Here is a 22,788-nt window from a genome sequence, read left to right as displayed (position 1 = left end):
ACCATGCGTGCCCTGCTGTTCCTGCTCACCCTACTGCTGACCCTGCCCGCCACCGCCGGCCTGTTCGACGCGCCACGACCGGCGGCGGACCTGGGCCTCGGCGGCCAGCGCCCCAACCAGCAATTCCTGCCGGTGGATCAGGCCTTTCGCCTGGAGCAGCGGCGTGACGCCGACGGCCGCAGCGTGGTGCGCTTCACCATCGCCGAGGGCTACTACCTCTATCGCCAGCGCTTCGCCTTCGACGCCGACCCCGGCCTGCTGACCACGCCGGTGGTCCTACCGCCCGGCGAGCCCAAGCACGACGAATGGTTCGGCGACGTCCAGGTCTATCACGCGGGCGTCGACATCCCCCTGTCCCTGGCGCCCGACCGAGGCGGTCGGATAAGGGTCACCTACCAGGGCTGCGCCGATCGCGGTCTTTGCTATCCACCGGAAACCCGCACCCTCGAGGTTACCGGCCCCGTGGCCTCGCCCGCCGCGAGCCCAGCGGGTGAGACCCCCGTTCTCGACCAGGGGTGGTGGAAAAGAATCCTGCTGGCCTTCCTGGCTGGCCTCGGTCTGACCTTCACCCCCTGCGTACTGCCGATGCTGCCCATCGTCTCGGCCGTGGTCCTGGCCGGCAAGGCGCGCCCGGGTCGTGGCCTGTTGCTGGCGCTGGCCTATGTGATACCCATGGCGCTGAGTTTCGCCGCCCTGGGCGCGCTCATGGGGGTCTTCGGCGCCAGCCTCAACCTGCAGGCGCAACTGCAGTCGGCCTGGGTGCTGGTCCCCTTCGCCCTGTTGTTCCTGCTGTTCGCCCTGGCCATGTTCGGCCTTTTCGAGCTGCGCCTGCCGGCGGTCCTGCGCGATCGCCTGGAGCACCTGGCCAGTGGTACCCGGGGCGGCTCCCTCGGCGGCGCGGCTACCCTCGGCGTGCTCTCTAGCCTGATCGTCTCGCCCTGCGTCTCGGCGCCCCTGGCGGGACTGCTGCTCTATATTAGCAGCACCGCCGACTGGCTCGGCGGCGGACTGGCCCTCTTCGCCCTGGGCCTGGGCATGGGCACCCCGCTGATTCTGATCGCTGCCGGCGGCGGGGCCCTGTTGCCGCGGAGCGGGGGCTGGCTGGTGGGTATGCGCAATGCCTTCGGAGTGCTCCTGCTGGCCGTAGCGCTATGGCTGCTCGAACGGCTGCTGCCCGGGCCGCTGGCGCTGGCGGCCTGGGGCCTGCTGGCCGCCGGGGTCGGGCTGTTTCTTGGTGCGCTGGAATTCGTACCCAAGCCCCCTCGCCAACGCCTGCTGCAACTGGCCGGCCTGGCACTGGTGGTATACGGCGTGGCGGCGGGTATCGGGGCCTTGCGTGGTGCCAGCGATCCGCTGCGCCCCCTGGGTGAGTCCGCCCGGCCGGCGGTGGTCGCACGCGAGGATGGCCTGCGTAGCCTGAGCGATCCGGCGGCCCTGGCTGCCAGCGTCGGCCAAGGCCGCCGAGTGCTGGTGGACGTCTACGCCGACTGGTGCATCAGCTGCAAGGTCATTGAGCGCGAGGTATTCGGCAACCCCGAGATCCAGGCGCAACTCAGGGACTTCGAGCTGATCCGCTTCGATATGACGCAAAGCACCCGGGAACAGCGGCAGTGGCTGCAACAGCGAGGCCTGTTCGGCCCACCCGCGATCCTGTTCTATGCTGCCAATGGCCAGGAACAGGCAAAGGGTCGCATCGTCGGCGAAATCGACGCCGCGGGCTTTCTTGCACGACTGGGCGAGGTGAAAAGGCTTATCGCCAGCGATTAAAAGAATTTCGCCCAACGTGCTGGCATTTCCGGCAAACGTCTAGCGACTGGACAGTCACCTCAGGTTGCGGCATAGTCCGCGGCCAATCTGGTTGCGAAATCGCGAGGCAAGTGGCTATGGCGCATCTGCTGGTACTGCACGGGCCCAACCTGAATCTGCTGGGAACCCGCGAGCCGGGCGTCTATGGGGCTACCACCCTGGCGCAGATCAACGCCGATCTCGAAGCCCGCGCCAGCGCGGCAGGGCATCGCCTGGACCACCTGCAAAGCAACGCCGAGCACCTGCTGATCGAGCGCATCCATGCCGCACGCGACGAAGGGGTGGATTTCATCCTGATCAATCCGGCCGCATTCACCCATACCAGCGTCGCCCTACGTGACGCCTTGCTTGCGGTGAGCATCCCATTCATCGAAGTGCACCTGTCGAACGTGCACAAGCGCGAAGCCTTCCGCCACCACTCCTATTTTTCCGATGTGGCGGTCGGTGTCATCTGCGGACTCGGCGCCAGTGGCTATCGCCTGGCGCTGGAAGCCGCCTGCGAACAGCTCGCCGCCCGCGGCTGAGCGCGACCCAATATCCAGAACATCACCTGAACCCGAGGGGAGAGCCAACGCCAATGGACATCCGTAAAGTCAAGAAACTGATCGAGTTGCTGGAAGAGTCCGGTATCGACGAGCTGGAAATCCGCGAAGGCGAAGAGTCCGTCCGCATCAGCCGCAACACCGGCCGCAACCAGGGCATGCAGACCGTCTACGCCGCCGCCCCCGCGCCGGTCGCCGCGCCGGCTCCGGCTGCCGCTCCGGCCGCTGCTGCGCCGGCTACCGAAGCCGCCGCTCCGCAACTGACCGGTAACGTGGCTCGCTCGCCCATGGTCGGCACCTTCTACCGCGCGTCCTCGCCCACCACTCCGGCCTTCGTCGAAGTCGGCCAGCAGGTGAAGAAAGGCGACATCCTGTGCATCGTCGAAGCCATGAAGATGATGAACCACATCGAAGCCGAAGCCAGCGGCACCATCGGCCAGGTGCTGGTCGAGAACGGCCAGCCCGTCGAATTCGACCAGCCGCTGTTCACCATTGTCTAAGCCCGTGGAGCCCACGATGCTGGAAAAAGTCCTGATCGCCAACCGCGGGGAAATCGCCCTGCGCGTGGTGCGTGCCTGCAAGGAGCTGGGCATCAAGACGGTGGCGGTTCACTCCACCGCCGACCGCGAACTGATGCATCTGTCCCTCGCCGACGAATCGGTGTGCATCGGCCCGGCCCCCTCGCCCCTGTCCTACCTGAACATCCCGGCCATCATCAGTGCCGCGGAAGTCACCGGTGCCACCGCCATCCACCCCGGCTACGGCTTTCTCGCCGAGAACGCCGACTTCGCCGAGCAGGTGGAGCAGTCCGGTTTCGCCTTCGTCGGTCCCACCGCCGACGTGATTCGCCTGATGGGCGACAAGGTATCCGCCAAGAACGCCATGAAGCAGGCCGGCGTGCCCACCGTACCGGGTTCCGACGGCGCCCTGCCGGATGACGAGGCCGAGTGCCTGCGCATCGGCCGCGAAGTCGGCTATCCGGTGATCATCAAGGCCGCCGGTGGCGGTGGTGGTCGCGGCATGCGCGTGGTCGAGGACGAGGCCGAGCTGATCAAGTCGATCAAGCTGACCCAGACCGAAGCCGGCGCCGCCTTTGGCAACTCCATGGTCTACATGGAGAAGTTCCTCGGCAATCCGCGTCACGTGGAAGTCCAGGTCCTCTCCGACGGCCAGGGCAACGCCGTGCACCTCTACGATCGCGACTGCTCGCTGCAGCGTCGTCACCAGAAGGTGATCGAGGAGGCGCCTGCGCCCCAGATCGACGAGAAGGCCCGCGAGGAAGTCCTGGCGCGCTGCGTCAAGGCCTGCATCGACATCGGCTACCGTGGCGCGGGTACCTTCGAGTTCCTCTACGAAGACGGTCGCTTCTACTTCATCGAGATGAACACCCGCGTACAGGTGGAGCATCCGGTGACCGAGATGATCACTGGTGTCGACATCGTCAAGGAGATGCTCAGCATCGCCGCTGGCAACCCGCTGTCGATCAAGCAGGAAGACATCAAGATCACCGGCCACGCCATCGAGTGCCGGATCAACGCCGAAGACCCCAAGACCTTCATGCCCTCCCCGGGCCTGGTCAAGCATTTCCATGCGCCGGGCGGCAACGGCGTACGGGTGGATTCGCACCTGTACAGCGGCTACAAGGTTCCGCCGAACTACGATTCGCTGATCGCCAAGCTGATCACCTGGGGCAAGACGCGCGAAGAGGCCATGGCCCGGATGCGCAACGCCCTGGACGAGCTGATCGTCGACGGCATCAAGACCAACGCCGATCTGCACCGGATGCTGACCCGCGACCAGGCCTTTGGCCAGGGCGCGGTGAACATCCACTATCTGGAGAAGAAGCTCGGCATGCGCCACTGAGTGCATGACGACCTTTGATTCAGCGAACGGGCTGCCCTCGGGCAGCCCGTTTTCATTTACCCTCCCCGCTTTGACCCGATTCAGGTAGCCCACCATGTCCTGGCTGCAAGTCCGCCTCGCCCTCACCCCCGCCCAGGCGGAAACCTACGAAGACCTCATGCTCGAACTGGGTGCCGTCTCGGTGACCTTCATGGACGCCGAAGACCAGCCGATCTTCGAGCCGGACCTCGGCACCACCCCGCTGTGGTCCCAGACCCATCTGCTGGCGCTGTTCGAAGGCGATACCGACGCTAAGGCGCTGGAACAGCGCGTGCAGCTCCTGGCCAACGGCCTCGTCTACGAGGTGGAGCGCCTGGAAGACCAGGAATGGGAGCGCAGCTGGATGGACAACTTCCAGCCCATGCGCTTCGGCCAGCGGCTGTGGATCGTGCCCAGCTGGCACGAGGCGCCGGAGCCGGCGGCGGTCAACCTGCTGCTCGACCCGGGCCTGGCCTTCGGCACCGGCACCCACCCCACCACCTCGCTGTGCCTGCAATGGCTGGACGGCGAGCCGGTCGAGGGGCGCCAGGTGCTGGATTTCGGCTGCGGCTCGGGCATCCTCGCCATTGCCGCCCTGCTGCTGGGCGCCGAGCGCGCGGTGGGCACCGACATCGATGTCCAGGCCCTGGAAGCCTCGCGGGAGAATGCCAACCGCAATGGCATCGACCCGACGCGTTTTCCTCTTTATCTCCCCGCCGACCTGCCAGGCGAGCAGGCCGACGTGGTGGTGGCCAACATCCTCGCCGGTCCACTGGTCGGCCTGGCCGAGCAGATCACCCGCCTGACCCGCATCGGTGGCCGCCTGGCCCTCTCCGGCATCCTCGCCGAGCAAGCCGAGGACGTGCGTGCCGCCTACGCCGGCTGCTTCGACCTGGAACCTACCGCCACCCTAGATGGCTGGGTCCGCATCAGCGGCACTCGTCGCCGCTGACCGCCTGCGCCTCTAGCGGTCCGCTCAACCGGCGGCCCGGTAGAGGCCCTTCTTTCGCCAGGGCCTTCGGGTACACTAGCGCGCTTAAATTCCCTGGCTGTCGCCTCGCCATGACCGAATCCCTCGTCGCCCAGTGCCCGCATTGCCATACCCGCTTCCGCGTCACCCAGGAACACCTGGCCGCCGCGGACGGCGACGTACGCTGTGGCGTCTGCCTGGAAGTGTTCAATGCCAGCAACCAGGCCGCGCCGCTGACGGCGCCGGAAGCCGCCCCGGTGGCACCCGTCCCGATGGCCGAGCCCACGCCGACGTCGAGCGAAGCCGCCTGGCCGCACGACGAACTGGACCTGAGCCACCTGGAGCTGGATGCCGAGGTCGCTCGCCTGAGCGCCCTGGAAGAGCAGCGCCGCACGCCCGTCGCGCCGGCAGCACCACCGGCCGTGATAGCCCCGCGGGAAGAGCCCGCACCGGCACAGGGGCTGGCCGCCCGTCGCTCCCAGGAAGACGAGGACGCCTTCGAACTGCCGTCGATCGGCGCGCTGTCCACCGCACGCGACCCGGAGCCGGAACCCTTGAGGCTGCAGGCCGAATCCGATCTCTCGCTCGACGCGGAACCCGAGTCGGTGCCCGCATCGACCTTCGAGCCAGAACCAGAACCAGAGCTGGCCCCGGAGCCCGAACCCGTTGAGCCCGTCATCAGCCCACGGCCTGCCGCGGCCCTGGCGGCGCCGCTGAAACCCGCACCGGCACCGCCGCCCGCTCCCCTTACCGCACCCGCTCGCGAACGCCAGGAGCCGGCACTCGGCGCGGTCGAGGCTGACGAGGACGAGCGGGCCGAGCCCGGCCTGGGCCGCCTGGACGATTGGCAGGAGCCCACGCCCGAGCCGCTCAGCGCCGACCGCGATACCGAAGACGAGACGCTGCCGGCCAAGTCGGCGACCGCTCTTCGCAGCGAGCCGGAGTGGCAGGACGACCCCCTGGTCGACCTGCACGACGAGCCGCTGCAGCTGGACAGTCGCCAGGAGCGCCCCCACTGGGGCCGGCGCCTGCTGTGGGCGCTGCTCTGCCTGCTGGCACTGCTCGGGCTGGCTGGTCAGTATGTCTACTACCACTTCGACGAACTGGCGCGGCAGGACAGCTATCGACCGCTGTTCGTCCAGGCCTGCGCCAGCCTGGGCTGCAAGGTGCCGTCCAAGGTCGATGTCCAGCAGATCCGCAGCAGCAACCTGGTGGTACGCAGCCATCCGCAGTTTTCCGGCGCCCTGCGCGTCGATGCCATCCTCTACAACCGCGCGCCCTTCTCCCAGCCGTTCCCGCTGCTCGAATTGCGCTTCGCCGACCTCAACGGCCAGCTGCTCGCGAGCCGCCGTTTCAAGCCGGGCGAGTACCTGAACGGCGAGCTCAAGGGCCAGGACGAGATGCCGCCGCAGACGCCGATCCACATCGCCCTGGACATTCTCGACCCTGGTCCGCGGGCGGTGAACTATAGTCTGAGCTTCTTCTCGCCAGAGTAGGCCCGGGGTGAATTGCTCATAAACTAGCCAACTCGCGCTTTATCCGGAGGCGTCGAGCGGGTATCATTCCCAACCCTTTTCAAGCACAGCAGCCCCTGTCCGCGGCCGGTTTCCGGCGCAGGCGGAACAGGCGCCTATTCGCCAGGGAAAAAGATATGTCGATGGTACGCATCGGCCCTTATACCTTGCCCAACTCGCTGATTCTCGCGCCCATGGCCGGGGTCACCGACCTGCCCTTCCGCCGCCTGTGCCTCGCGCTCGGCGCCGGCATGGCCGTGTCGGAAATGGTGACCAGTGACGTGCGTCTCTACGACAGCCGCAAGTCGCGGCTGCGCCTGATCCATGCCAGCGAGCAGGAGCCACGCTCGGTGCAGATCGCCGGCGGCGACCCGGCGATGCTGGCCGAGGCGGCGCAGCGCAATGTCGAACTGGGTGCCCAGATCATCGACATCAACATGGGCTGCCCGGCGAAAAAGGTCTGCAACAAGGCCGCCGGCTCCGCGCTGATGAAGGACGAGGCCCTGGTGGCCGAGATCCTCGCTGCCGTGGTGGCGGCGGTGGATGTACCCGTGACCCTGAAGATCCGTACCGGCTGGGACCCCGAGAATCGCAACGGCTTGCGCATCGCGCAGCTGGCCGAGGCGGCCGGCATCCAGGCACTGGCCGTACATGGCCGCACCCGGGACGATAGGTTCCTCGGCGCCGCCGAGTACGACACCATCGCGGCCATCAAGCAGGCGGTAGGCATCCCGGTGTTCGCCAACGGCGACATCGACAGCCCGGAAAAGGCTCGGGCGGTGCTCGAGCATACCCGCTGCGACGGCCTGCTGATCGGCCGCGCGGCCCAGGGCCGGCCCTGGATCTTTCGCGAGATCGCCCATTACCTGGCGACCGGGGAACACCTGGCAGCGCCCAGCGATGCCGAGGTGGAAGCCATCCTGCTGGAGCATCTGGACGCCCTGCATGCCTTCTATGGCCCGGAAATGGGCGTGCGCATCGCCCGCAAGCACGTCGGCTGGTACCTGGCCGACCGTCCGGGCGCAGCGGAATCGCGCGCCCAGTTCAACCGACTACAAGACACTCAAGCCCAGCACGCCAGCATTCGCGCGTTTTTCGCGCAGCCCCCGATCGGGAAGCAGGTGGCATGAATTCGATGACCGAGACTTTGACTGGAACAGCGCCCGTGAGTAACAACGGCGACCTCAAGCAGCACCTGACCGCCCCCCTGCAAGAGGGCCAGACGCTGCGCGACAGCGTGGAAAAGGCGCTGCGCAGCTACTTCGCCCATCTCGATGGGCAGCCGGTGACCGACGTCTACAACATGGTGCTCTGCGAAGTGGAAGCACCCCTGCTCGAAAGCGTGATGAATTACGTCAAGGGCAACCAGACCAAGGCGTCGGAAATGCTCGGGCTCAATCGCGGCACCCTGCGCAAGAAGCTCAAGCAGTACGACCTGCTCTGATCCGCCTCCTCGCCGGCGGCCCAGAGGGCTTGACCGGCGGTCTTTCTCCTCCTGATGGACATGACCATGACCGACCAGACCTCTCGCCTCCCCGTCCGCCGTGCGCTGATCAGCGTGTCCGACAAGACGGGCGTCGTCGACTTCGCCCGTGAACTCGCGGCCATCGGTGTGGAAATCCTGTCCACCGGCGGTACCTACAAGCTCTTGCGCGACGAGGGCATTCCGGCGCTGGAAGTCGCCGACTACACCGGCTTCCCGGAAATGATGGACGGCCGCGTCAAGACCCTGCACCCGAAGATCCACGGCGGCATCCTCGGTCGTCGCGGCGTCGACCACGAGGTCATGAGCGAACACGGTATTCGCCCGATCGACCTGGTCGCGGTCAACCTCTATCCCTTCGCCGCCACCGTGGCCAAACCCGGCTGCAGCCTGGCCGATGCCATCGAGAACATCGACATCGGCGGTCCGACCATGGTCCGCAGCGCGGCCAAGAACCACAAGGACGTCGCCATCGTGGTCAACGCCAGCGACTACGCGGCCATCCTCGACGACCTCAAGGCCGGCGGCCTGACCTACGCCCAACGCTTCGACCTCGCGCTCAAGGCCTTCGAACACACCGCCGCCTACGACGGCATGATCGCCAACTACCTGGGCAGCATCGACCAGCAGGCCGAGACCCTGTCCACCGAAGGCCGTGCCGCCTTCCCGCACACCTTCAGCGCCCAGTTCATCAAGGCGCAGGACATGAGATACGGCGAGAACCCGCACCAGCAGGCGGCCTTCTATGTCGAGCACGCCAGCGAAGCCTGCGTGGCGACCGCCACCCAGCTGCAGGGCAAGGAACTGTCCTTCAACAATGTCGCCGACACCGATGCCGCCCTGGAAACCGTGAAGAGCTACGACCAGCCGGCCTGCGTCATCGTCAAGCACGCCAACCCCTGCGGCGTGGCCGTGGCCGGTGACCTGCGCCAGGCCTATGAACTGGCCTATGCCACCGACAGCGAGTCGGCCTTTGGCGGCATCATCGCCTTCAACCGCGAGCTGGACGCCGACACCGCCCGTGCCATCGTCGAGCGCCAGTTCGTCGAGGTGATCATCGCACCGCGCGTCAGCGCCGAAGCCCGCGACGTGGTGGCGGCCAAGGCCAACGTCCGCCTGCTGGAGTGCGGCGAGTGGCCCGCCGAGCGCAAGCCCGGCCTGGACCTCAAGCGCGTCAATGGTGGTCTGCTGGTGCAGAGCCGCGACATCGCCATGATCACCGCCGACGACCTCAAGGTGGTGACCCAGCGCGCGCCCAGCGAGCAGGAACTGCAGGACCTGATCTTCGCCTGGAAGGTGGCCAAGTTCGTCAAATCCAATGCCATCGTCTACGCCAAGGACCAGCAGACCGTCGGTATCGGCGCCGGCCAGATGAGCCGCGTCAACTCGGCGCGCATCGCCGCCATCAAGGCCGAGCACGCCGGCTTGGCGGTGGCGGGTGCGGTCATGGCCTCGGACGCCTTCTTCCCCTTCCGTGACGGCATCGACAACGCTGCGGCCAATGGCATCACCGCGGTGATCCAGCCGGGCGGCTCCATGCGCGACGCCGAAGTCATCGCCGCCGCCGACGAAGCGGGCATCGCCATGGTCTTCACCGGCATGCGCCACTTCCGCCACTAAGGTCCGCCACGGCCGGGCCCTGCGCCCTGGCCGTCGATCCCACTGTCAAGGGTGGACGGCTGCGTGCGGTCCGCCCAGAGGAAAGCTTCATGAACGTACTCATCATCGGTAGCGGTGGCCGCGAACACGCCCTGGCCTGGAAAGTCGCCCAGGACACGCGGGTCACCAAGGTCTACGTCGCCCCCGGCAACGCCGGCACCGCCACCGAGGCCAAGTGCGAGAACGTCGCCCTCGACGTCCTGGCCCTGGAGCAACTGGCCGACTTCGCCGCCGCCCATGTCGAGCTGACCATCGTCGGCCCCGAGGCGCCGCTGGTGGCCGGGGTGGTCGACCTGTTCCGCAGCCGCGGCCTGCCCTGCTTCGGCCCCACCGCCGGCGCTGCCCAGCTGGAAGGCTCCAAGGCCTTCACCAAGGACTTCCTGGCCCGGCACCAGATCCCCACCGCCGCCTATGCCAACTTCACCGAGGTGGAGCCGGCCCTGGCCTATCTGCGCGAGCAGGGTGCGCCCATCGTGATCAAGGCCGACGGCCTAGCTGCCGGCAAGGGCGTGATCGTCGCCATGACCCTGGCCGAAGCCGAGGAAGCCGTGCGGGACATGCTTTCCGGCAATGCCTTCGGCGATGCCGGTGCGCGGGTGGTGATCGAAGAGTTCCTCGACGGCGAGGAAGCCAGCTTCATCGTCATGGTCGACGGCAAGAATGTGCTGCCCATGGCCACCAGCCAGGACCACAAGCGCGTCGGCGACGGCGACAGCGGCCCCAATACCGGCGGCATGGGCGCCTACTCCCCCGCGCCGGTCGTCACCCCCGAGGTCCACGCCCGGGTCATGCGCGAGATCATCGAGCCCACCGTGGCCGGCATGGCCAGTGAAGGCAACGTCTATACCGGCTTCCTCTATGCCGGCCTGATGATCGATCAGAGCGGTGCACCCAAGGTCATCGAATTCAACTGCCGTTTCGGTGATCCCGAGACCCAGCCGGTGATGCTGCGCCTGCAGTCCAGCCTGGTGCTGCTGGTGGAGGCCGCCCTGGCCGAGGCCCTCGACAAGATCGAGGCCTGCTGGGATCCGCGTCCGAGCCTGGGCATTGTCCTCGCCGCGGGCGGGTACCCGGGTGATTACGCCAAGGGTGATGTCATCGCCGGTCTCGATGCTGCCGCGACCCTGCCGGGCAAGGTGTTCCAGGCCGGTACCGCGCTGCGCGATGGTCAGGTGGTAACGGCCGGCGGTCGGGTACTTTGCGCCACGGCGCTGGGCGAAACGGTATCCGCCGCCCAGCAGAATGCCTATGCCCTGGCCCAGGAAGTCTCCTGGAATGGCTGTTTCTACCGCAGCGACATCGGCTACCGCGCCATCGCCCGCGAGCGACAGTGAAGCTCACCCTGGGATCAGCCTGTTACACTGTTACGTCAACAGACGTGACGGGCTGATCTATACTCGACGTCCGCATCCGCGAAGGGAACTCTCGTGCACCGGCTCTGGATCGCCATAGGCTTTGTGATCGGCTGGCTGCTGTTGCTGCTGGTGGCCAACTCCGTGCAGGCCGAGAATTCGCCGGACGCCGGCTGGGCTCAATACGAAGACGTCACGGGTGAATACACCCTCGACGAGGTCCGCGACCGGCTCTCCGCCTTCAAGCCGTTGACCGCGGCCAAGACCCATCGCCCGGCTGGCCCAGGCGCACTCTGGTTGCACACCCGCATCCAGCCCGACACCCAGCAACGCCTGCTGCGCATCGTCTCGCCCAATGTGGGCTACCTGGATTTCTTCGCTTACCGCGACGACCAGCTGCTCAGCGAGATTCGCGATGGTTTGTCGCGCCCCCTGCTCAATCCATTGCAAGTCAGCCGCGACTTCGTCTTTCCGATCCCGGCGAGCGATCAGCCGCTGGACCTGTTCCTGAGATTCGAATCGCCTCAGCCGATGCGCATCTCCCTGAACCTCAGCAGCAGCGCCGAAGCCGAGGTGACGCACCGCCTGGTGCTGTTCGGCGTGCTACTCGGCTGCCTGGCCATGCTGGCGCTGTACAACGGTGTGCAACTGCTCTACCACCGCAGTCGTGCCACCAGTGCCTTGACCCTGCTGCTGGTGATGCTGGTCTGCGTGGCGCTGAACCTGTTCGGGCTGAGCAAATTCCTGCTCGGCGCCTTCAAGAGCCAGGCGCCGCTGCTGACCGATCTGTCGGTCCTGGGCTGCAGCGCCGCCGGCCTGAACCTGATCGGTGCCTTCTTTGGTTGGCGCCGACTGCCGCTCTGGAGCCGCCGCCTGATTGGTACCCTGCTGGTGCTGGTGGGCCTTGGCGCCGCGGTCCGCTTCGTGGCCGGCGATGTCTACATTGGCGACTGGCTGATGGCGATCAATGGGCTGGCTCTGCTCGTTTGCCTGGGCATCGCCCTGGAACGCTGGCACCAGGGCGCCCGCTATGCACGCCTGCTAGTGGTGAGCTGCGCCCTGTTGGCGGTCGCTGGCATGCTCGCGCTACCGGTCCTGGCCGGCTATGCCAACGCGCCCATCTGGCTGGGCCGCGCCTTGATCAGCAGCTGCATGTTCAGTGGCATCCTGCTCACCCTGGCCCTGGAAGAACGCCGCCGCTACCTGCGCGAGGAGCATTTCACCCGGACCCGCGATCGCGCTGCCAACCACGCGGAGCTCAAGGGCAAGGCCGAATTCCTCTCGCGCATCAGCCATGAAATTCGCACGCCCATGAACGGGGTGCTGGGCATGACCGAGCTGTTGCAGGGCACGGCGCTGTCGGCCAAGCAACGCGACTATGTGCAGACCATCCACAGCGCCGGTGCCGAACTGCTCAACCTGATCAACGAGATCATCGACATCACTCGCCTGGAAAGCGGCCAGATCGAGCTGGAAGAGGTCACTTTCGACCTCAATGCCCTGCTCGACGACTGCCTGGACATCTTCCGGCCGCGCGCTGAAGAGCACCGGGTCGAACTGCTCAGCTTCATCCAGCCCCAGGTGCCGCGACGTTTCATCGGCGATCCCACGCGCCTGCGGCAGATCCTGCTCAACCTCCTGGAAAACGCCTTCCAGCGCACCGAAGAGGGGGAGATCCTCCTGGTGATCTCCCTGGAGGAGGCCACCGGCCAGCCGCCGCGGCTGCGCATCTCGGTACAGGACAGCGGCACCCCGCTGGATGCCGCCCTGAGCCGGCAGCTGCTCTCCACCCACCTCGACAGCCGCGACTTCCTCACCAGCGACACCGAGAGCCTGGATTTCGGCTTGATCATCGCCCGCCAGCTGGTGCTGCTGATGCAGGGCGACTTCGGCATCCAGAACAACGCCGAGGGCGGCTCCAGCTTCTGGATCAGCCTGCCCGTCCCGGCTCAGGCCTTGGTACTCTCGCGCGGCGACAGCGACTACCCGCTGCAGGACGTGCGGGTACTGGTGGTCGACGACAACGAACTCTGCCGCAAGGTGCTGCAGCAGCAGTGCAGCGCCTGGGGCATGCAGGCGGTCACCGCCGCCTCCGGGCGCGAGGCCCTGGCCCTGCTGCGTACCCAGTCGCACCTGCGGGAATACTTCGACGTGGTGCTGCTCGACCAGCAGATGCCGGGCATGACCGGCATGCAGTTGGCGGCACGTATCAACGAAGACGAGAACCTCAACCATGATCTGCTGCTGATCATGCTGACCGGCCTGAGCAATGCGCCGAGCAAGGTCATCGCCCGCAACGCCGGCATCAAGCGGGTGCTGGCCAAGCCCGTGGCCGGCTATACCCTCAGGGCCACCCTGGCCGACGAACTGTCGCGCCGCGGCCAGCGGGTGAGCGAGCCCGAGCCTCAGGAGCAGCCGAGCGGCATACCAGGCGACTTCCGGGTCCTGGTGGCCGAGGACAACAGCATTTCGGTCAAGGTGATCCGCGGCATGCTCAAGAAGCTCGGGGTGGAACCCGACACCGTGGGCAACGGCCTGGAGGCCTTCGAAAAGCTCCAGCAGAACACCTACGACCTGATCCTGATGGATTGCGAGATGCCGCTGCTGGACGGCTTCGGCGCCACGCGCCGGCTACGTGCCTGGGAACAGCAGAATCACCGCTCCCGTACCCCGGTGGTGGCCCTGACCGCCCATATCCTCGCCGAGCACAAGGATCGCGCCCAGGAGGCCGGCATGGACGGGCACATGGGCAAGCCCATCGAACTCTCCCAGCTGCGCGAGCTGCTGCTCTACTGGGCCGAGCGTCGTCGCCTGGACGTGACTCGCACGGGCCTCAAGGCGAATCCTTGAACCTGTCCTTGACGTAGGTGATCTCGGTCTTGCCGTGCGGGGCCGGATTGCCGTCCTCGTCCAGGTTGACGAAGACGATCTTGTCGATGGTGAGGATGCTCTTGCGGGTGATCTTGTTGCGCACCTCGCATCTCAGGGTGATGGAAGTACGGCCGAACTCGGTGGCGGTAATGCCCAGCTCGATGATGTCGCCCTGGCGCGAGGCGCTGATGAAGTTGATCTCCGAGATGTACTTGGTCACCACCTTGGGATTTTCCAGCTGCACGATGGCGTAGATCGCCGCCTCTTCGTCGATCCACTTCAGCAGGCTACCGCCGAACAGGGTGCCATTGGCGTTGAGGTCCTCGGGTTTCACCCATTTGCGGGTATGGAAGTTCATCGGGGCTCCTTGAAGGTCTAGGGGGGTTGGGACATCAGATCAGGGGGCGGGCGGGAGATTCCGGGGGACATGAGGCAGAGCGCCACCCTTTGGGTTTATCGCGATCCTCGTTATACTGCCCGCGCATCGCGGCCAACAGGCCGCTCCGCCTTCCGTTCGAGGGGCGCTGCAGCACGCTGCGTTATCCCATCCTAGCCGACCCGCCCCTGGCGCGGGACCCTCGGCGGGCATGACGCCAGACGTTGTCAGGCTCGAACGGAGCGTTGTCAGAACGCATCAACGGCGCCCATTCGCACCTAACGAATGGAGACTCTTCAATGAGCGCTGTCCTCACGCCTGCCGCTTTTAACGATTTCAAGGTCGCCGACATCTCCCTGGCCGACTGGGGTCGTCGCGAAGTCATCATCGCCGAATCCGAGATGCCTGCCCTGATGGGCCTGCGCCGCAAGTACGCCGGTGAACAACCCCTGGCTGGCGCCAAGATCCTCGGCTGCATCCACATGACCATCCAGACCGCCGTGCTCATCGAGACCCTGGTGGCCCTGGGCGCCGAAGTGCGCTGGTCCAGCTGCAACATCTTCTCCACCCAGGATCAGGCCGCTGCCGCCATCGCCGCTGCCGGCATCCCGGTATTCGCCTGGAAGGGCGAGACCGAAGCTGAATACGAGTGGTGCATCGAGCAGACCATCCTCAAGGACGGCCAGCCCTGGGACGCCAACATGGTGCTGGACGACGGCGGTGACCTGACCCAGATCCTGCACGACAAGTACCCGCAGGTGCTGGAGCGCGTGCACGGCATCACCGAAGAGACCACCACCGGCGTGCACCGCCTGCTGGACATGCTCAAGGACGGTACCCTCAAGGTCCCGGCGATCAACGTCAACGACTCGGTCACCAAGAGCAAGAACGACAACAAGTACGGCTGCCGCCACAGCCTCAACGACGCCATCAAGCGCGCCACCGACCACCTGCTGTCCGGCAAGCAGGCACTGGTGATCGGTTACGGTGACGTGGGCAAGGGCTCGGCGGCCTCGCTGCGTCAGGAAGGCATGATCGTCAAGGTCTCGGAAGTCGACCCGATCTGCGCCATGCAGGCCTGCATGGACGGCTACGAGCTGGTCTCGCCCTATGTCGACGGCCTGAACGACGGCACCGAAGCCTCCGTGGATCGCGCCCTGCTGGGCAAGATCGACCTGATCGTCACCACCACCGGCAACGTCAACGTCTGTGACGCCAACATGCTCAAGGCCCTGAAGAAGCGCGCCCTGGTGTGCAACATCGGTCACTTCGACAACGAGATCGACACCGCCTTCATGCGCCAGCACTGGGGCTGGGAAGAGGTGAAGCCGCAGGTGCACAAGATCCACCGCACCGGCCTGACCGTCGATCCCGCCAACGACGACTACCTGATCCTGCTGGCCGAAGGCCGTCTGGTGAACCTGGGTAACGCCACCGGTCACCCCAGCCGCATCATGGACGGCTCCTTCGCCAACCAGGTGCTGGCACAGATTCACCTGTACCAGGAGAAGTTCGCCGACCTGCCGGTCGCCGAGAAGACCGCCAACGTCACCGTCATGGTCCTGCCCAAGAAGCTGGACGAAGAGGTTGCGCTGGAAATGGTGAAGGGCTTCGGTGGCGTCGTCACCCGTCTGACCGAGTCCCAGGCCAAGTACATCGGCGTGACCCAGGAAGGCCCCTTCAAGCCCGACAGCTACCGCTACTGATGGCCAGCCCCGCCCGCAAGGGCGGGGCCGCTCACGAGAGAGACGCCGTGAAACCCAGTCTGAGTTTCGAATTCTTTCCCTGCAAGACCGAAGCGGGCCATGAGAAGCTGATCGCCACGGCGCGACAGCTGGCGAGCTACGGGCCGGAGTTCTTCTCCTGCACCTATGGCGCCGGCGGGTCCACCCGCGACGGTACCTATCGCACCGTGCGCCAGCTCAACGACGAGGTCGGCGTGCCGACCGCGCCGCACCTGTCCTGCGTCGGCGACAGCAAGGCCAAGCTGCGCGAACTGCTGCAGCAATACCGTGAAGCCGGCATCAACCGTATCGTCGCCCTGCGTGGTGACCTGCCCTCCGGCATGGGCCTGTCCGGGGGTGGCGAGCTGCGTTATGCCAGTGACCTGGTCGCCTTCATCCGAGAGGAAACCGGTGATCACTTCCATATCGAAGTCGCCGCCTATCCGGAAACCCATCCGCAGGCACGCAGCTTTACGGACGACGTGCGCAATTTCGTGTACAAGATGGAGGCTGGTGCTGACCGTGCGGTCACCCAGTACTTCTTCAACGCCGACTGCTACTTCCATTTTGTGGAACGTGTCCGCAAACTGGGAGTCGAATCCCCGGTGATCCCTGGCATCATGCCGATCACCAACTACAGCAAGTTGGCACGCTTCTCCGATGCCTGTGGCGCTGAACTGCCTCGCTGGCTGCGGAAGCAACTGGAAGCCTACGGTGACGACACCCAGAGCATCCAGGCCTTTGGCGAAGAAGTCATGACCGCCCTCTGCGAGCGACTGCTCGAAGGCGGGGCACCCGGTGTGCACTTCTATACCCTGAACCAAGCGGAGCCTTGCATCGCCATCTGGCGAAATCTCGGCTTTTGAAGTCGGCCACGCGAACTGGCGGCGACTTCACCCAATCGTGATTACCGCTACCGGTCATCGCCCGACTCTTCATCCAGCGCAGGATGACGAGGGTGGGCGAGACGTCTGAAACCTTTCGGACGTCAACCGGAAGCGCAACCGCGCCCCCACGTCGGCGGGACGCCGACAGAGACAGGAACCCCGCATGTCCTTCATTTCCCTCGGTCTCTCCGAGGCCCTTGCCCGCGCCGTGGAAGACGCTGGCTATACGAATCCCACGCCTGTTCAGCAACGCGCCATCCCGGCCGTCCTGCAGGGTCGCGATCTGATGGTGGCTGCCCAGACTGGTACCGGCAAGACCGGCGGCTTCGCGCTGCCGGTGCTCGAGCGCCTGTTTCCCAATGGTCATCCCGATGGCCGTGGCTATGTCGCCAAGCAGCCGCGGGTGCTGGTCCTGACCCCCACTCGCGAACTGGCGGCTCAGGTCCACGAAAGCTTCAGGGTCTATGCCCGCGACCTGCCCATGCGCAGTGCCTGCGTCTTCGGTGGCGTCGGCCTCAAGCCGCAGGTTACCGCCCTGGCCAAGGGTGTGGACGTTCTCGTGGCCTGCCCGGGTCGCCTGCTGGACCTCGCCGGCCAGCAGAGCGTCGACCTGTCCGCCGTCGAAGTCCTGGTGCTGGACGAAGCTGACCGCATGCTCGACATGGGCTTCATCCATGACGTGAAGAAGGTCCTGGCCCGCCTGCCAGCGAAGCGCCAGAACCTGCTGTTCTCGGCCACCTTCTCCAAGGACATCACCGACCTCGCCGGCAAGCTGCTGCAGGATCCCGAGCGGATCGAGGTCACCCCGCCGAACACCACCGTCGAGCGTATCGAGCAGCGACTGTTCCGCATTCCGGCCAATCAGAAGCGCGCCCTGCTCGCTCACCTGATCACCCTCGGCGCCTGGGAACAGGTCCTGGTGTTCACCCGTACCAAGCACGGCGCCAATCGCCTGGCCGAGTACCTGAACAAGCATGGCCTGCCGGCGGCGCCGATCCATGGCAACAAGAGCCAGAACGCCCGCACCAAGGCCCTGGCCGACTTCAAGAGCAACGACATTCGCGTGCTGGTCGCCACCGACATCGCCGCCCGCGGCCTGGACATCGATCAGTTGCCCCACGTGGTCAACTTCGAGCTGCCCAATGTCGAGGAAGACTATGTACACCGCATCGGCCGTACCGGCCGGGCCGGACGCAATGGCGAGGCCATCTCGCTGGTGGCGCCGGACGAGGAGAAGCTGCTCAAGGCCATCGAGCGCCTGACCAAGCAGAGCATCTCGGACGGTGACATGCAGGGCTTCGATCCCCAGTCCGTTCCGCCGGAGCAGCCGGAAGTGCGCGCCCCGCGCGAACCTCGCGGCAAGCCGCAGCAAAATCGCCAGAAGAAGGCCGACAAGCCGGCGCGCAGCGAAGGCCAGGGCCAGAATCAAGGGCAAGGCAAGCCTGCCACTGGTGAGCAGGCCGGTGCCCAACCCCAGGGCGAACGCAAGAATCGCACGCGTAATCGTCGCAACCGCCGTGATCGCGATGACGCGGGCCAGGACAAGGCTGCTGCTCAGCCCGGCCAGGCCGTCGCCCAGCAGCCACGCAATCGTGATCCGGAAGAATTCCTGGACGATGCCTACGATAACTTCGGCAATAGCGTCGACTACGTGAGCCCCTACCAGGGCAAGGGCCGCAAGGGCCCGCGCAGTGGCAACGGCGGCGGTGCTCCGCGCCCCGCCACCGCGACCGGTACCCAAGGTCAGCCCCGCCAAGGCCAGGGTCAAGGCGCCGCACGCGGTCCTCGCAGCCAGCAACAACAGCAGCCCGGCAAGCGTCGTGGTCAGAATGGTCAGCCCCGAGCTGCCCGGCCTTATGACGCCGCGCCGAGCGAGCCGCGTGCCTATGCCTCGGAAGAGCGGACGTCGAACAAGCCGCAGCCGAAGATCGTGCACAAGCCGTCGCGTGCCGACCGCCTGCCGACCCTGGAGCAGCTGGAAGACCTGCCAAGCCGCCCGCGTAGCGAGAAGCCCGCATTGCTGACACGCAACCGCGAAGCCTGATCGGCTCAAGGCCGCTCAGGCGGCCCTGCTACCAGATAAAACAAACCCCGCCTTGGCGGGGTTTGTTTTTTAGGATGCTACTCAGGCATGAGCGGCGCGCAAGGCGTCGATATAGGGTTCGGCCTGGCGATGGCTACGAATCAGTTCGATGAAGTCTTCGCCCTGGGCCGTGCGGGCATCGAGATCGTAGCCGGCATCGACGAAGAAGCCGACGAAGCGCTCGAAGTCGTCCGGACGCAGACCGCGGTAGGCCTTGACCAGCTTGTGCAGAGACGCGGGGGTATCGTCCGCCGGCTCGACCTCAAGGAACAGCTTGATCTGCTCGTCGCTGATCTCTTCACCGATGACCTGCTTTTTATCCTTACGCATCCTTTGGCTACCTGTGCTGGGGGATTCTTTGGAGAAAAGGAGGGCCGATTCTAACCCTGCCCTTCGCCCGCCCGCCAGTGACAAAACCAAGGCAATACCGCGAAACCGGTCAAAGGTTCAATCGAATTGCGCGCGCATCCAGGTGCGATAGCGCTCGGCTTCCGCCGCGCCTTCCAGTGGCGCCCAGGCAGGGCGCTCGCCTTCACCCAGGGGCAGGAAGGGCCCGGCCTTGCATTCGAAAAACAGGCAGTCGCCGCCCAAGGCGACCAGCGCATGGTAGTGCCCAGGGGCGAGATCGACGCCCGGGCAACCGGCGGCCTGGGACAGTTCACGGCGCAGCAGTACCTGCCCGTCCTCACTGAAGGTCAGCAGTCCCAACCGACCCTGCAGCACCAGCAGACTCTCGGCCTTGCGCGGGTCCAGGTGGCGATGGGGCGGGATGTAGCTGTCCTCGCACATGCCGACGACCAGCCGGTGGCAAGGCTCGTCCATGCTATGCAGGCTGTGATGGGCGCGCCTGCGCGGACTGTTCGCCGCCTGCCGGAGCAGGTCGGCGAACAGGTCCTGGTCGAACAGCCGGGCGGTCACAGCCCCTTCACGGCATAGATGCCGGGGGCGTTGCGCCAGTAGCCCTTGTAATCCATGCCGTAGCCGAAGATGTAGCGATCGATGCAAGGCAGGCCGACATAGGTCGCTTCCAGGCCCTTGACCTTGCGGTCGTGGGTCTTGTCGATCAGCACGGCGGTATGGACCTCGCGAGCACCGGCGTGGCGGCAGAAGTCGATGATGGCCTTGAGGGTATGGCCCTCGTCGAAGATGTCGTCGACGATCAGCACATCGCGATCGATGAAGGAGACCTCGGGCTTGGCCTTCCAGAACAGCTCGCCGCCAGTGGTCTCGTTGCGATAGCGGGTGGCGTGCAGGTAGGACATCTCCAGCGGGAAATTCAGCCGGGTGGCCAGCTTGCCGGTCAGGATCAGGCCGCCATTCATCACGCAGAAGACCACCGGATTACGCTCGGCGAGATCGGTGGTGATCGCTGCGGCGATCCGATCGATGGCTGCCTCGACCTGGGCTTCGTCATAGAGGCAATCGGCTTCCTGCATGACCTGACGGATGTGGGCGAGATCGGCGGGCATGGGGCTTCTCCGGGGGACGGGGCGCCTGCTTTACCAACGGCGCGGATAAAAGGCGGCAAAGGTACAGACACCGCGGACCGATCTCAAGCGCCGCCAGGCGGCTACTATTGTCGCAGGGTACTGCCCACCTCGGGCCGGATGCTTTAATGTACCGCGGTTTTTCGATCGCCTGCCCTATCCTGCGGCAGGCCTTTGGGCTGCCGATCGTACCGAAGCCATCCCTTTTCACGGCGATCCGCTGCCCTACCGTCTCTGGAGAATCCCATGTCCGTCCACGAAATCCGCCACCCGCTCATCCGTCACAAGCTCGGCCTGATGCGGCGTGCCGACATCAGCACCAAGAACTTCCGCGAGTTGGCCCAGGAAGTCGGCGCCCTGCTCACCTATGAAGCGACCAAGGATCTGCCGGTGGAAACGGTGGACATCGAAGGCTGGTGCGGCACCGTGCAGGTGGAAAAGATCTCTGGCAAGAAGGTCACCGTGGTGCCCATCCTGCGCGCCGGCATCGGCATGCTCGACGGCGTGCTCAGCCTGATCCCCAGCGCCCGCGTCAGCGTGGTGGGCCTTGCCCGCAACGAATCCACCCTGCAGGCCCATACCTACCTGGAAAAGCTGGTGGGTGAACTGGACCAGCGGATGGCCATGATCATCGACCCTATGCTGGCCACCGGCGGCTCCATGATCGCCACCATCGACCTGCTGAAGAAGGCGGGGGCCAAGGAGATTCGCGCCCTGGTCCTGGTGGCTGCGCCCGAAGGCATCACCGCGGTCGAGGAAGCTCACCCGGACGTACGCCTCTACACCGCCTCCATCGATGAGCGCCTCAACGAGCATGGCTACATCCTTCCGGGCCTGGGCGATGCCGGTGACAAGATCTTCGGCACCAAGCAGAAGGACGCCTGAGCGTGACTGCGCGGGAACCGCTCTGGCGGGAGATCGTGGTGGGCGCCCAGATGCTCTTCGTGGCCTTTGGCGCCCTGGTGCTGATGCCGCTGATCACCGGCATGGACCCCAACGTCGCCCTCTTCACCGCAGGCTTCGGCACCCTGCTGTTCCATCTGATCACCGGTCGCCAGGTGCCGGTGTTCCTGGCGTCGAGCTTCGCCTTCATCGCCCCGATCATCGCTGCCAAGGCTGAATTCGGCTTGCCGGCGGTGCTGGGTGGGGTAGTGGCGGCGGGCTTCGTCTACACCTTCCTGGGCCTGGCGGTGAAGGTGCGTGGCGTGGGCTTCATCGATCGCCTGCTGCCGCCGGTGGTGATCGCCCCGGTGATCATCTCCATCGGCCTGGGCCTGTCGCCGGTGGCAGCCAACATGGCCATGGGCAAGGCCGGTGACGGCAGTGCCCAGCTGGTGCCCTATGCCACGGCGATGATGATCTCCATGCCGGCGCTGGTCACCACGCTGCTGGTGGCCATCTACGGCAAGGGCATGTTCCGCCTGGTGCCCATCCTCGCCGGCGTCTTTGTCGGCTATGCGCTGGCCTTCGTCTTCGGCATCGTCCATACCGAGGGGATAGGCGCCGCGCCCTGGCTGGCGATCCCGGCCTTCGTCGCGCCGGAATTCCACTGGGGTGCCATCCTGTTCATGGTCCCGGTCGCCCTGGCGCCGGCCATCGAGCACGTCGGCGGGGTGATCGCGGTGGGCGGGGTAACCGGTCAGAACTACCTCAAGCAGCCCGGCCTGCACCGCACCCTGCTGGGTGACGGCCTGGCCACCTCCTCCGCCGGTCTGTTCGGCGGTCCGCCCAACACCACCTATGCCGAGGTGACCGGCGCGGTGATGCTGACCAAGAACCATAATCCGCGGGTCATGCTGTGGGCGGCGGGCTTCGCCATGGTGCTGGCGTTCGTCGGCAAGTTCGGCGCGGCGCTGCAGACCATTCCGGTGCCGGTCATGGGCGGCATTCTCTGCCTGCTGTTCGGCTCCATCGCGGTGGTGGGCCTGAACATCCTGATCCGCCACCAGGTGGATCTGTCCGAGGCGCGCAACCTGGTGATCGTGTCCGTGACCCTGGTGTTCGGCATCGGCGGCATCGTCTTCGGCAACGGCGAGATCGGCCTCAAGGGCATCTCCCTGTGCGGCCTGATCGCCATCGGTCTCAACCTGGTCCTGCCAGGGCACAACGCCTGGAAGAAGGACGCCGAGCCGCCAGAGCGCCCGCTGCTCTGA

General features: G+C 65.9%; 20 protein-coding genes and 1 riboswitch. Of the genes, 16 read left to right on the top strand and 4 right to left on the bottom strand.

Annotation, left to right across the window (positions count from 1 at the left end; translation table 11 throughout):
- Nucleotides 1-3: 3 nt before the first annotated feature.
- From dsbD to PJ259_RS19040, 11 genes are all read left to right on the top strand, one after another.
- Nucleotides 4-1,767: a protein-disulfide reductase DsbD gene (dsbD, locus tag PJ259_RS19090; protein ID WP_271653825.1), complete on the top strand. Its 1,764-nt coding sequence runs from the start codon at nt 4-6 to the stop codon at nt 1,765-1,767.
- A gap of 116 nt (nt 1,768-1,883) precedes the next feature.
- Complete coding sequence (gene aroQ / locus PJ259_RS19085) at nt 1,884-2,330, top strand: type II 3-dehydroquinate dehydratase (protein WP_059313476.1); 447 nt, start codon at nt 1,884-1,886, stop codon at nt 2,328-2,330.
- A gap of 53 nt (nt 2,331-2,383) precedes the next feature.
- A complete protein-coding gene (accB, locus tag PJ259_RS19080; protein WP_187980397.1) occupies nt 2,384-2,848 on the top strand; it encodes an acetyl-CoA carboxylase biotin carboxyl carrier protein in 465 nt (154 codons plus the stop codon).
- A 16-nt stretch (nt 2,849-2,864) separates the two neighbouring features.
- Nucleotides 2,865-4,211, top strand: coding sequence for an acetyl-CoA carboxylase biotin carboxylase subunit (accC, locus tag PJ259_RS19075; protein ID WP_059313474.1), 1,347 nt, complete (start codon nt 2,865-2,867; stop codon nt 4,209-4,211).
- Nucleotides 4,212-4,305: 94 nt separating this feature from the next.
- Nucleotides 4,306-5,181, top strand: a complete 876-nt coding sequence (gene prmA, locus PJ259_RS19070) for a 50S ribosomal protein L11 methyltransferase (protein ID WP_271653824.1) — start codon at nt 4,306-4,308, stop codon at nt 5,179-5,181.
- A 110-nt stretch (nt 5,182-5,291) separates the two neighbouring features.
- Entirely contained in the window at nt 5,292-6,695 is a 1,404-nt protein-coding gene (locus PJ259_RS19065; protein ID WP_271653823.1) for a DUF3426 domain-containing protein, read from the top strand.
- 155 nt (nt 6,696-6,850) lie between these two features.
- Nucleotides 6,851-7,843 (top strand): tRNA dihydrouridine synthase DusB, encoded by a 993-nt coding sequence (gene dusB / locus PJ259_RS19060; RefSeq protein ID WP_271653822.1) that lies wholly within the window; start codon nt 6,851-6,853, stop codon nt 7,841-7,843.
- Complete coding sequence (gene fis, locus PJ259_RS19055; RefSeq protein ID WP_271653821.1) at nt 7,840-8,157, top strand: DNA-binding transcriptional regulator Fis; 318 nt, start codon at nt 7,840-7,842, stop codon at nt 8,155-8,157. Before dusB ends, fis begins: the two co-directional genes overlap by 4 nt.
- 66 nt (nt 8,158-8,223) lie before the next feature.
- Nucleotides 8,224-9,816, top strand: a complete 1,593-nt coding sequence (gene purH / locus PJ259_RS19050; RefSeq protein ID WP_271653820.1) for a bifunctional phosphoribosylaminoimidazolecarboxamide formyltransferase/IMP cyclohydrolase — start codon at nt 8,224-8,226, stop codon at nt 9,814-9,816.
- A gap of 89 nt (nt 9,817-9,905) precedes the next feature.
- A complete protein-coding gene (purD, locus tag PJ259_RS19045; RefSeq protein ID WP_271653819.1) occupies nt 9,906-11,189 on the top strand; it encodes a phosphoribosylamine--glycine ligase in 1,284 nt (427 codons plus the stop codon).
- Between the two features lie 93 nt (nt 11,190-11,282).
- Nucleotides 11,283-14,057, top strand: a complete 2,775-nt coding sequence (locus PJ259_RS19040) for a hybrid sensor histidine kinase/response regulator (protein ID WP_059313468.1) — start codon at nt 11,283-11,285, stop codon at nt 14,055-14,057.
- On the opposite strand, the gene PJ259_RS19035 is transcribed toward PJ259_RS19040, so the two are convergent.
- Nucleotides 14,041-14,436 (bottom strand): acyl-CoA thioesterase, encoded by a 396-nt coding sequence (locus tag PJ259_RS19035; protein ID WP_059313467.1) that lies wholly within the window; start codon nt 14,434-14,436, stop codon nt 14,041-14,043. The genes PJ259_RS19040 and PJ259_RS19035 overlap by 17 nt on opposite strands.
- Nucleotides 14,437-14,588: 152 nt before the next feature.
- Nucleotides 14,589-14,731: riboswitch (S-adenosyl-L-homocysteine riboswitch) on the top strand.
- A 22-nt stretch (nt 14,732-14,753) separates the two neighbouring features.
- Between PJ259_RS19035 and ahcY the strand changes: the two genes are divergently transcribed.
- The 3 genes from ahcY (at nt 14,754) to PJ259_RS19020 (ending at nt 19,109) form a co-directional block, all read left to right on the top strand.
- Nucleotides 14,754-16,160, top strand: a complete 1,407-nt coding sequence (gene ahcY, locus PJ259_RS19030) for an adenosylhomocysteinase (RefSeq protein ID WP_059313466.1) — start codon at nt 14,754-14,756, stop codon at nt 16,158-16,160.
- Nucleotides 16,161-16,207: 47 nt separating this feature from the next.
- A complete protein-coding gene (metF, locus tag PJ259_RS19025; RefSeq protein ID WP_423815068.1) occupies nt 16,208-17,044 on the top strand; it encodes a methylenetetrahydrofolate reductase [NAD(P)H] in 837 nt (278 codons plus the stop codon).
- Between the two features lie 184 nt (nt 17,045-17,228).
- Nucleotides 17,229-19,109 carry a DEAD/DEAH box helicase gene (locus PJ259_RS19020; protein ID WP_271653817.1) on the top strand — a complete coding sequence of 627 codons (1,881 nt, stop codon included), beginning with the start codon at nt 17,229-17,231 and terminating at the stop codon, nt 19,107-19,109.
- A gap of 81 nt (nt 19,110-19,190) precedes the next feature.
- On the opposite strand, the gene PJ259_RS19015 is transcribed toward PJ259_RS19020, so the two are convergent.
- The 3 genes from PJ259_RS19015 to PJ259_RS19005 form a co-directional block, all read right to left on the bottom strand.
- Nucleotides 19,191-19,478, bottom strand: coding sequence for a PA4642 family protein (locus tag PJ259_RS19015; protein ID WP_059313464.1), 288 nt, complete (start codon nt 19,476-19,478; stop codon nt 19,191-19,193).
- A 117-nt stretch (nt 19,479-19,595) separates the two neighbouring features.
- On the bottom strand, nt 19,596-20,066 hold the full coding sequence (locus PJ259_RS19010) for a WbuC family cupin fold metalloprotein (RefSeq protein WP_271653816.1): 471 nt from the start codon (nt 20,064-20,066) through the stop codon (nt 19,596-19,598).
- The gene (locus PJ259_RS19005; RefSeq protein WP_059313462.1) at nt 20,063-20,617 is read right to left on the bottom strand and encodes a hypoxanthine-guanine phosphoribosyltransferase; all 555 of its coding nucleotides are present in this window, start codon (nt 20,615-20,617) and stop codon (nt 20,063-20,065) included. The genes PJ259_RS19010 and PJ259_RS19005 overlap by 4 nt, the downstream gene beginning before the upstream one ends.
- 264 nt (nt 20,618-20,881) lie before the next feature.
- Between PJ259_RS19005 and upp the strand changes: the two genes are divergently transcribed.
- The gene (gene upp / locus PJ259_RS19000; RefSeq protein ID WP_059313461.1) at nt 20,882-21,520 is read left to right on the top strand and encodes a uracil phosphoribosyltransferase; all 639 of its coding nucleotides are present in this window, start codon (nt 20,882-20,884) and stop codon (nt 21,518-21,520) included.
- A gap of 2 nt (nt 21,521-21,522) precedes the next feature.
- Nucleotides 21,523-22,788, top strand: coding sequence for a uracil-xanthine permease family protein (locus PJ259_RS18995; RefSeq protein ID WP_442964861.1), 1,266 nt, complete (start codon nt 21,523-21,525; stop codon nt 22,786-22,788).

The organism is Pseudomonas sp. JBR1 (assembly GCF_028198185.1).
Taxonomy (GTDB): Bacteria; Pseudomonadota; Gammaproteobacteria; order Pseudomonadales; family Pseudomonadaceae; genus Chryseomonas; species Chryseomonas oryzihabitans_E.
The sequence above is the reverse complement of the archived record's forward strand: the minus strand, read 5'-3'. Positions and strand labels throughout refer to the sequence as shown.